Genomic DNA, 10,156 nt, shown 5'->3' with positions numbered 1-10,156 from the left:
AGCGAGTTCCACAGGGCCCGCCGGCTGCGAGAAGCGCAGGGCAGCCCGCAGGGCCCCGGGGCGCGGGCGGTTTCTTTTGGTTCGTTTTCTTGTCCGCAAAATAAAATGAACAAAGAAAACGAGCGGTTGTGAATCCCGCCCTATCCCCGGGGTATCCGTAAAGGCACCTTTCCGCAAAAACACAGCGCCGCGGGGTAAAACGTTTTTTCGGAACCGACAAAACACGCGGCTGCCGGCGGCCCCCTCAACGGCGTCGGCCGGGTTTCTGCGACCCCAGGATCAGGCGCTGCCAGAAGGTCGCGATCTTGCGGGCCGGGTAGCCTGCCAGACAGTAGCCGATGGTGGCCAGCATGACCCAGACCATCACCGCCGCCACGCGTCCCATCTGCGGCGGTACGATCCGCGGGGCCAGCAGCAGGGCCAGTATCGCCCCCAACACCACACGCCAGCTCTCCGACCAGAAAAGTAGATAAAAGACGAAGTACCCAATGCTGCGGGGTCGTTTGCTCAACCGTCCTCCACGATCGTTTGGATGTCCGCCAGCCGAAAAAAGGCCTGCAGCACCTTGAAAAGATAAAACCCGTCCCGACTTCCGGCCAGTTCCCGAATGGAATGCATGGCCAAGGTCGGCACCCCCACGTCCAGGGTGCGGACCCCGATTTCGGCGGCGGTCAGCGGCCCGATGGTGCTGCCGCAGGCCATGTCGCTGCGCACCACGAAGTCCTGCACGGGAACCCGCAGGCGGCTGGCCAGCAGGCGGAAAACCGCTGCGGTCTGGCTGTTGGAAGCGTAGCGCTGGTTGGCGTTGGTTTTGATGACCGGCCCGCGGTTGAGCCGTGGGCCGTGGTTGTCGTCGTACTTGTCGCGGTAGTTGGGGTGCATGCCGTGGGCGTTGTCGATGGAAATCAGCAGGGAGCGGCTCACCATGCGGCTGAAATCCTCCTCGGACGGGCAGATGCGCCTTAGCACCGATCTCAGGAAGGGCCCCTGAGCCCCGGCGGCGGAGGCGCTGCCAACTTCCTCGTGATCATTTAAGACCAGCACCGCGGGCTGCTGCCCGCCGGCCGCCGTCAAGGCCATCAGCCCCGTGTAACAGCTCAGGAGGTTGTCCAAGCGCGCGCCGGCAATGAAGTCCTGGTTGAGCCCGACCAGCGCCGGCGGCTGGGTATCGTAGAGGCTCAGTTCAAAATCCAACACCTCCCGTGCACCGCAGTCCGGCTTTTCTTGCAGCAGGCGCGCCAGCAGCAGCCTGCGGAAATCGATCTTTTCGGGTTTTTCGTCCTGCAACAGCAGCGGCGGCAGTTCCTTCTGGGGGTTGATCTCGTGGTGCTTGTTGACCTCCCGATCCAGGTGGATCGCCAGGCTGGGAATGACCGCCACCGGGTCGCGAAAATCCACCAGATGGGTGTGCAGCCGGTTGTCGGCGCCCAAACAGCTGACCCGCCCGGCCAGGGAGAGATCGCGGTCAAACCACGGGGCGAACAACGCCCCCCCGTAGACCTCCACGCCGAGCCGGCAGTAGCTGTCGCCGACCAGCAGCGGCTGCGGTTTGAGCTTCAAGCAGGGGCTGTCGGTGTGCGCCCCGGCCATCCGCAGCCCGCTTTGGGCGGGATTTGCGCCACCCAGGGAAAAAGCCACCAGGGCCGAGTCGTTGCGGGTCACAAAATATCGCCCGCCGGGCGCAAGCTGCCACGCTTGACCCTCGTCAAGCCGCCTGAAGCCCTCGCCCAGCAGGCGCTGGGCCATGGCGGCGACCGCGTGAAAGGGGGTCGGGGAGGCCTTCAGAAACGCCAGGAGCCCCCGGTTGAACTGTGCCGTGTTCATCGTTTTGGGCCTTTCGTGGGGTTTTCGCCCGGCGGCCGGCTTCACCCGCGCCGTACGACCGTCGGGCGCCGGGGCCGGCCAGGCACCGCCGGCCCGCGGCAGTCCAGGGAAGCTGTGGCCGCCAGGCGGGCCTTCGGCCGCAGCCGGCCGTTCAGGCGGTTTTGGGATGGGCCTTGCAGCTTCCCTTGGGGGCGCTGCGGATGTCGCTCTGGTGCTTGGCGATGGAATGGATGGTCTTTAACGCCGCTTGAACTTTGGCGATGTCGGTTTCATCTTGCAGCTCATCGCAGATTGCCGCGATGGCCTCGAAGGCCTGTGAGATCTTTTCGGTGCTGAGCATTGTTATCCTCCTTATGTATGACAGGTGAACGCTTTCCGCCATTTTGGCGGCCGCCGCGGCGGCGGCGGTTGTCGTAAGACGCGAAGCCAATATAAACCCGTTTGCGGCGGTTTAAACCCCTTGAGGGATCTGCCGCCGCCCCGCCCCCCCGGAATGCCTACGAGGCCGCGTGCAGCCGCCCGCGTGCAAGCGAGAGCAGCACCCCGACCAAGCACAGGCCGGTGAAGATCGCCAGGCTCACCTGCAAGCTCCTGATGAAGAGCGGATAGGTCGCGGGGCTTATGGGAACCCGGCCGAGCATCAGGGTCAGGACCACGGTGGCGATCCCCATGCTGAGCATCTGCCCCATCAGCCGCATGGTGCCCACTGACCCCGAGGCGATCCCGTAGAAACGCTTTTCAACTGAGCCCATGATGGCGTTCATGTTGGGGGATGAGAAGAGCGCAAAGCCCAGCCCCAACAGCAACAGCCCGATCACCACCGCCGGCAGGCCGGTTTGCGCGTCCACCATCGCCAGCTGCAGCAGACTCGCGGCGGTGAGGCCCATCCCCGCGGAGGCGATCACCCGGGGCTCCACCCGGTCGGACCACCTTCCCGCCAGCGGTGAGCAGAAGGCCATCACCAGCGGCTGCACCATCAGGATAACGCCAGCCTTCTGGGGGGAGAGCCCCTGGATGTACTGCAGGTAGAGGCTCATCAGAAACGTCACCGCAAAAGTGGCGCTGTAGTGGATCAGGGCGGCCAGGCACGAGCAGGCAAACACCCGGTTGGCGCGGAAGAGGCGGACCTCGAAGACCGGTGCGGGCGCCTTCAGCTCCCAGAGGGTAAAAACCGCCAACCCCGCGGCGCCTGCCAGCACGAACCCCAAGCCGGATGCCGCCGGCAGCAGGGAAAGGCCGTACATCCCGGCGGTCACCGCAAGGGCGTAAATCACAGCCCCGCCCCAGTCGAAGGGGTCGCCCCGGGCCGGCGCCCACTCGGGCTTCAGGCGGGTCACGGTCAGCAGGATGACCGCCGCCCCAAAGGGCAGGCTGACCAGGAAAATACTGCGCCAGCCCAGTTGCTGAGTCATAAGCCCGCCCAGAAAGGGGCCGCAGGAGAGGCCGCAGTAAACCGCGGCAACCGCCACGCCAAGGGCCTTGCCGCGCTCCCCGGGGGGAAAGACCGAGGTCAAAATCGCCATGCTGGTGGCGAAAATCATGGCGCTGCCCGCGCCCTGGGCCACCCGCAAGGCGATCAGCCACTGCATCCCGGGGGCAAAGGCGCATGACAGGGAGGCGGCCGAAAAAAGCGCGGTACCCCACAGAAAGACCCGTTTGCGCCCTAGAACGTCCGAGAGCTTGCCAAACGGCACGAGGGCCACCACCGCGGCCAGCAGATAGGCGGTGGCCACCCAGCTCAGCAGCACGGCGTCGACGCCGAACTCCCGCTGCATGGCGGGCAGGGCGATGTTGACCGAGGACACCATGAAAGGGGTCTGAAAGGAGCTCACGGCGGCCACCACCAGCGCGGCCCTTTTAATCGCGGCACCGGCGGCGGGGCCGTCAGCGGCGGCTTGCGGGCCGCTTTTCAGGCTGCGGCGGACCCCATCAGCCGCCATGCTTCAAACCGTGGGCGGTTTTGAACCGATGCCACTCTTCGTGATCCACCACCCCGTCGGCATTGAGGTCCAGGGCGTTGAAAACGCTGTCGTGACTGCCGGGGAAATGGTGTTGGAACTCCTCCCGGGTGAGCTGGCCATCGCCGCTATCGTCCAGATCGCCGAAATGGGCGTTGAACTTCGCCGGATCCGGCAGTTCAGCCGCGTGGTAGCGCTGGTGACCGGAACACCCAGCCCCCAGCGTGATGGCGGTCAGCGCGGCCGCCAGCAGCAGCATCAAAGTAGGTTTCATATTGGCTCCTTTGAACTGTATCGGCCACAGGTGCCGACCGAGTATCGGGTTTAACGCAAAGCCCGGCCCCTGTCCGGTCACGGCCGGAAACCTCCGTCGGGACGGTTGCGGTTCTCTGCGGGGGGAATTGACATACCGTGTCAAGATGCGGTTTAATCCGGTACCCGTCAATCCGGATGCTCTTTCGGCGCGGGGTCAGCGCCGGGGGCGTCCTCCGCCGGAACATCAATGCCATTGGCGCTGGAGATGATCTGCCAAGCCTCGCGGGCGGTTTCGACAAATTGGAAAATCTCGAGGTCCGCCGCCGAAATCGTGCCGGCCGCGACCAGCGCGTCGAAGTTGATCACCCGCTCCCAGAAGGCCCGACCGAAGAGAAGCACCGGGATCGGCGTCACCTTGCGGGTCTGGATCAGGGTCAGGGTTTCAAACAGCTCATCCAGGGTGCCGAAGCCGCCCGGAAAGGCCACGAGCCCCTTGGCCCGCATCAGCAGGTGCATTTTGCGGATGGCGAAATAGTGGAACTGGAAACAGAGCTCCGGCGTGATATAGGGGTTGGGCGCCTGCTCGCAGGGCAATACGATATTCATGCCGATGCTGTCCGCACCGGATTCGTATGCCCCCCGATTGGCGGCCTCCATGATCCCGGGGCCGCCGCCGGTAACCACCACCATGCGCCCGTTTGCGGTGCTGCGTGATATCAAGCGCCCCAGCCTACGGGCCTCTTCGTAGTAGCGGCTGTTGTCCAGATTTCGCCGGGCCCGCGCCAGTCGGCGAGCCAGCACGGCATCCGACGGGTCTTGGTCCGCTTGGGCCTGCAGCGCGGCCAGGTCGGTGCGGGCCTCCCGGGGCGCTTTGATGCGGGCGCTGCCGAAAATAACCACGGTGGAATCGATCTGGTTTTCCTGCTGCACGAGCTCGGGTTTCAGCAGTTCCAGCTGAAGCCTCACCGGCCGCAGCTCGTCGCGCAGCAGAAATGCCGTGTCCTGGTATGCCAGGGTGTATGAGGACGCGCGGCACTGGGGCGAATCCACATGCAGTTGCGCCGCCCGGGCATCTTCATGGGCCGAGGGGAAAGGGGTTTTCTTGACTCGTGGAGCGGTCATGGGACGCCTTTTCTGACGGTTCCGCAAAAAGGCCAATTCCTGCGTTGCGCTGCATCTCGAAGTCGCTGCGACGTAAAGTAGTACGCCGCACGCCGCTGAGATTTGCGCGCCGTAACTTGGCGCTTTTTTCGAAACCGTCTAGATTTTGACTTTTTACTGGCTCGCTTCTTTATATTTCGTGGGGTTGTAGCCGCCGGCAGGGCGGGGCCGGCCCGATCTCTTTTACCCGGTTACACCCTGACATGCAAGCGGCCGTCAAACCAACCTGCAACCAAGGAGTGCCGTCATGCCCAAAACAACCGTCCGCTGGGTCAGCGGGATGCAGTTTGTCGGAATGGACAGCAACCGCCACAGTGTCGTTTTGTCGGGCGACGAAGCGGCCGCGGGGGTGCGCCCCTCGGAAATGCTGCTCGTCGCCCTGGGCGCCTGCAGCGCCGTCGACGTGGTGGAAATCCTCAGAAAAAAGCGACGCCCGGTATCGATGCTGGAGATCAGTGTTGACGGGGAGCGCGAGCCGGACCCGCCGTGGCCATATCGCAGCATTCACCTCCACTTCCGGATCTCAGGACAGGAGCTGAAGGACAAGGCGGTCCAGGACGCCATCGCCCTTTCGGTCGAAAAATACTGTTCGGTGGCAGCCACGGTCCGCGGCATCGCCCGGATCACAACCTCCTTCAGCATCGTGCCGGCCGATGCCGGCGGGGCTGCGGCCGCCGGCAGACCTCAGGACGCCTGAAACGGCGGGGGGCCGGGGGGGCCGGGGGGCCCCCTCCGGGGGGCGACTCACATTCCCAGCACCAGGGTCAGCAGAAAGGCCAGGGCCACCCAAAGCAACATGCCAACGACGTCCAGAAGGCCGTTTAGAATCGCACTCAGCATCCCCTCCTCCTTTCAGGCATTACCGCAGTAGTATTCCCGGGCTTCTCTGGCAGAGTCGAAAAACACCCACTCCCGCCAGATGACCCGTCCGGCCAGCTTGCGGATGCGCTCCACCGCGGTGCTGCCGTGGTACTCCAGGCAGTCGTAAATCTCGGGCTGTTTTCTGGTCTTCTTCATCTGCGCCTCCTTTTCCAGGGGTGATTGGGCAAGCTCTGGCGCAACCCTATCAGGGGCTTGTGACAGATCCGGTCACAAGCGCCATTTTTTTTTGGGGGGGTGTGACGAAAAGACCAGGGCGCGGGCAGAGCCCAGGAATTGGGGGAAAAAATGGCGCAAATCGCCAAGAGAGGGTTTGCTTTTGACCGTCTGAAGTGCTAAAGAGCTTTTCTTCAAGAATCACCGGCGGTCTGTCGATAAACCGATTCAGTTCAGAACGGAGTTTATGCGGACAAGATCAAGCGCCGGATACTGAATGACGCCCTTTTGGAACAATTTTCTCCTTTGCCGAAGAAAGAAAGTCAGATGGACAAGCTGATCGACGGGGTGAAACGGCTGCTCGTTGTTCTGGCCCTTTTACTCGTGATGTTAATCCCCTTCATATCCTATTCCCAACTCCAGTAGCCTCTGCTGCCGCTGTCACGGTGGGCGCGGCTGAATATGCTCCCAACCGCCCCTCACCGTCCAGGCCCGCACCACCTGTTGGATCGACGCAGCGGCACCCCGCTTGCCCGCTCCCGCCCCAGGCTCCGATGGGATCATGCCCTGGCGGGCCTGAACCGCCTGGCCTGAAGCGGTCCACAAGCCGCTTGCACCTCCTTTTAAAAGTGCTATACTGAAGCCGGCCTATCGGCCTGTTGTGAGCGCCTGATCGCGTCGCAGGCGGTTTCACCGGCGGCCGCCCGAAAACGACCCTACGCCAAACGCCCGGGCACCACCTGCCGCCCGCCGCGGGGCTCCCTCAGGCGGCCCCGGGGGAGGAGTTCAAGATGACCCCAAAAGACACCCCGTTTCCCCCGATTCCCAAGCGGCCCACACCTGCCAGCCCACTGCTGGAGGACATTCAGTGGCACATCATGTCCACGCTGGGAAACGACTACCACCCGCCGCGCAAGTTCTACTATTACAAAGGCCTGTCCTACAGCATGCGGGATCGACTGATCCGGCGCTGGATCGAAACCCAGCGGTCCATCTACGATCGGGTTTCCAAGCGGGTGTACTACCTGTCGATGGAATTTCTACCGGGCCGCTTTCTGATGAACTACATCGTCAACATGGGGATGACCGGGGAGTGCCGGGAGGCCATGAAGGAAACCGGCTTCAGCCTGGCGGAACTGGCCGAGCAGGAGTGGGACGCCGGACTGGGCAACGGCGGGCTGGGGCGCTTGGCATCCTGCTACCTGGATTCCATGGCGACCCTAAAAATCCCCGGCTACGGCTACGGCATCCGCTATGACTACGGCATCTTCTACCAGAAAATCGTGGACGGCTACCAGGTGGAGCGCGCCGACAACTGGCTGCGCTACGGCAGCCCGTGGGAGATCTATCGCCGCCGCCACCTTTACGAAGTCAAATTCTACGGCCGCTCCGTGCCGGTTACTGACGAAAACGGCCGGCTGCGCTATCGGTGGGTGGACACCGCCAACATCATGGCGATGGCCTGCGACATTCTGATTCCGGGCTACGCCAATGATCACGTGATGAACATGCGGCTGTGGGTCGCCATGTCCAGCCGGGATTTCGACCTGACCGATTTCAACCAGGGGGATTACATGGGCGCCATGGAGGCCAAGGTTATGAGCGAAAACATCTCCAAGGTGCTCTACCCCAGTGATGAAATCGCGCAGGGACGCGAGCTGCGTCTGAAGCAGCAGTATTTTTTCGTGGCGGCCACCTTCCAGGACATCCTGCGCCGCTTCAAGAAAAAACACACCGATTTCGCCGAGTTCCCCAAGCTGGTGGCCGTTCAGCTCAACGACACCCACCCCAGCATCGGTATTCCCGAGCTCATGCGCCTGCTGCTGGACGAGGAGGGCTGCGGCTGGGACGATGCCTGGCGGATCTGCCAGCAGACCTTCGCCTACACCAACCACACCGTCCTGCCCGAGGCGCTGGAATCCTGGCCGGTGGAGCTGCTGGGCCGCGTGCTGCCGCGCCACCTCGAGATCATCTATGAAATCAACCGCCGCTTTCTGGAGGCGGTCGCCCAGCGCTACCCCGGTGACACCGGCAAACTGGATCGCCTCTCGATCGTGCATGCCGGCCTGGTGCGCATGGCCCATCTGGCCATCGTCGGCAGCCACACGGTCAACGGGGTGGCCAAGCTGCACACCCGCATTCTCAAGAAGACCCTGTTCCGCGAGTTTGACGCGCTTTTCCCGGGGCGCATCCTCAACGTCACCAACGGCGTCTCCCCGCGCCGCTGGCTCGTACAGACCAACCCGGAGCTCTGCGAGCTGATCAGCGCCAAAATCGGCCCAGGCTGGGTGGGGGATCTCGACCGTCTGCGGGCCCTGCTGCCTCTAGCCGAAGATCCCGATTTCCAGGCGGCCTGGCGCAGCATCAAGCACCGCAACAAGGAGCGCCTGGCGGATGAAATCCAGCGCCTGACCTGCCAGGCGACCGACCCCGACAGCCTCTTCGACGTCCAGATCAAGCGCATCCACGAATACAAGCGCCAGCTGCTCAATCTGCTGCATGTCATCACACTCTATCACCGTATCCGCCTGGACCCCGAGCGTGATATGGTGCCGCGCACGGTCATTTTCGCAGGCAAGGCCGCCCCGGGCTACGCCCTGGCCAAGATGATCATCAAGCTGATCAACGCCGTGGCTGCCGCCGTGAACGCCGACCCACTGGTCAGCCAGCGCCTCAAGGTGGTCTTTCTGCCCAACTATTCGGTTTCTCTCGCCGAAAAGATCGTGCCGGGCGCGGACCTCTCCGAACAGATCTCCACCGCCGGGATGGAGGCCTCGGGCACCGGCAACATGAAATTCGCCCTCAACGGGGCGCTGACCATCGGGACCCTGGACGGCGCCAATGTCGAAATCCGGGAGGAGGTCGGGGCCGAGAACATCTTTATTTTCGGGCTGACCAGCGAAGAGGTGGAGCAGCGGCGCCAGACAGGCCACAAACCGTGGGACTACTACCACGGCGACCCGGAGCTCAAGCAGGCCCTGGATGCCATCCGCACGGGCCATTTCTCGCCCGAGGCGCCGGCGCTTTTTGAACCGATCTGGCACGCGCTGATGGTGGAAGGCGACCGTTACCTGGTCCTGGCCGATTTCCGCGCCTATCTGGCGGCCCAGGAGAAGGTCGCGCAGTGTTTTCGCGACCCGGCCGAGTGGACCCGGCGCTCCATTCTAAACACGGCCCAGATGGGAAAATTTTCCAGCGACCGCTCGGTTGCGGAGTACGCCGCAAAAATCTGGAAGATCAAACCGCTGAAAGGCTGAAAAGGCCGACGGCCCAAGACGGGGGGCCTTTTCTACGAGGTTCTTCTCAGCAACTCACCGCTAATCCACGCAGGTATGGGGTTTTTCGAAGACCTCAGCCTTATCTCAACCGTTTGTTGAGGCAGACGATTTATGTCCCATCGTCCCGGGCCGAGCATCGCAGCAGCCGGCGATAAAGGCCCTGTGGCTGTCTGAGCGCAAGCGAGTTCCACAGGGCTCGTCGGCTGCGAGAAGCGCAGGGCAGCCCGCAGGGCCCCGGGACACGGACGGTTTCTTTTGCTTCATTTTCTTTTCCGCAAAAGAAAATGAACAAAGAACAAGGGGACTTGTGAATCCCGACCTATCCCCGGGGCACCCGTAAAGGTTCCTTTCTGACAAACGCCGCAGCACGGCGGGTTAAAACGCTTTTTGGAAGGAAGATAGGTGCCGAAGCGATATGCCCAGCTTCTTTGGAAGACGGCCGCGGGGACCGAAATAAGAAAGGCCTGCGGGATAGATTCCTCTCGCAGGCCTTTTATATTGTCGTGGAGGCGGCAACCAGATTCGAACTGGTGAATGGAGGTTTTGCAGACCTCTGCCTTACCACTTGGCTATGCCGCCAAAAAAAATGGAGCGGGAAACGGGATTTGAACCCGCGACTTCGACCTTGGCAAGGTCGCACTCTAC

The 10,156-nt window shown here is 62.9% G+C and carries 9 protein-coding genes and 1 tRNA gene; 2 read left to right on the top strand and 8 right to left on the bottom strand.

Annotated elements, in window-relative coordinates:
- Positions 1–244 precede the first annotated feature (244 nt).
- The 6 genes from LJE63_13005 to LJE63_12980 all read right to left on the bottom strand — a co-directional run bounded on the left by LJE63_13005 (position 245) and on the right by LJE63_12980 (position 5,159).
- A complete protein-coding gene (locus tag LJE63_13005) occupies positions 245–511 on the bottom strand; it encodes a hypothetical protein (protein ID MCG6907524.1) in 267 nt (88 codons plus the stop codon).
- Positions 508–1,824 (bottom strand): M18 family aminopeptidase, encoded by a 1,317-nt coding sequence (locus tag LJE63_13000; GenBank protein ID MCG6907523.1) that lies wholly within the window; start codon positions 1,822–1,824, stop codon positions 508–510. The genes LJE63_13005 and LJE63_13000 overlap by 4 nt, the downstream gene beginning before the upstream one ends.
- A gap of 151 nt (positions 1,825–1,975) precedes the next feature.
- On the bottom strand, positions 1,976–2,164 hold the full coding sequence (locus LJE63_12995; GenBank protein ID MCG6907522.1) for a hypothetical protein: 189 nt from the start codon (positions 2,162–2,164) through the stop codon (positions 1,976–1,978).
- 157 nt (positions 2,165–2,321) lie between these two features.
- Positions 2,322–3,764 carry an MFS transporter gene (locus LJE63_12990; GenBank protein MCG6907521.1) on the bottom strand — a complete coding sequence of 481 codons (1,443 nt, stop codon included), beginning with the start codon at positions 3,762–3,764 and terminating at the stop codon, positions 2,322–2,324.
- Complete coding sequence (locus tag LJE63_12985; GenBank protein MCG6907520.1) at positions 3,754–4,056, bottom strand: hypothetical protein; 303 nt, start codon at positions 4,054–4,056, stop codon at positions 3,754–3,756. The genes LJE63_12990 and LJE63_12985 overlap by 11 nt, the downstream gene beginning before the upstream one ends.
- A gap of 167 nt (positions 4,057–4,223) precedes the next feature.
- The gene (locus LJE63_12980; protein MCG6907519.1) at positions 4,224–5,159 is read right to left on the bottom strand and encodes a TIGR00730 family Rossman fold protein; all 936 of its coding nucleotides are present in this window, start codon (positions 5,157–5,159) and stop codon (positions 4,224–4,226) included.
- Between the two features lie 286 nt (positions 5,160–5,445).
- Here LJE63_12980 and LJE63_12975 point away from each other — a divergent pair, with 286 nt between their 5' ends.
- Positions 5,446–5,895, top strand: a complete 450-nt coding sequence (locus tag LJE63_12975; GenBank protein ID MCG6907518.1) for an OsmC family protein — start codon at positions 5,446–5,448, stop codon at positions 5,893–5,895.
- Positions 5,896–6,050: 155 nt separating this feature from the next.
- Here LJE63_12975 and LJE63_12970 read toward each other — a convergent pair whose 3' ends face one another.
- Positions 6,051–6,215 (bottom strand): hypothetical protein, encoded by a 165-nt coding sequence (locus LJE63_12970; GenBank protein ID MCG6907517.1) that lies wholly within the window; start codon positions 6,213–6,215, stop codon positions 6,051–6,053.
- A gap of 809 nt (positions 6,216–7,024) precedes the next feature.
- Between LJE63_12970 and LJE63_12965 the strand changes: the two genes are divergently transcribed.
- Positions 7,025–9,490 carry a glycogen/starch/alpha-glucan phosphorylase gene (locus LJE63_12965; GenBank protein MCG6907516.1) on the top strand — a complete coding sequence of 822 codons (2,466 nt, stop codon included), beginning with the start codon at positions 7,025–7,027 and terminating at the stop codon, positions 9,488–9,490.
- Positions 9,491–10,015: 525 nt separating this feature from the next.
- Here the strand turns inward: LJE63_12965 and LJE63_12960 are convergent.
- Positions 10,016–10,090 (bottom strand) — tRNA-Cys (locus LJE63_12960).
- Positions 10,091–10,156: the final 66 nt, after the last annotated feature.

Source organism: Desulfobacteraceae bacterium (assembly GCA_022340425.1).
Taxonomy (GTDB): domain Bacteria; phylum Desulfobacterota; class Desulfobacteria; order Desulfobacterales; family JAABRJ01; genus JAABRJ01.
The sequence above is the reverse complement of the archived record's forward strand: the minus strand, read 5'-3'. Positions and strand labels throughout refer to the sequence as shown.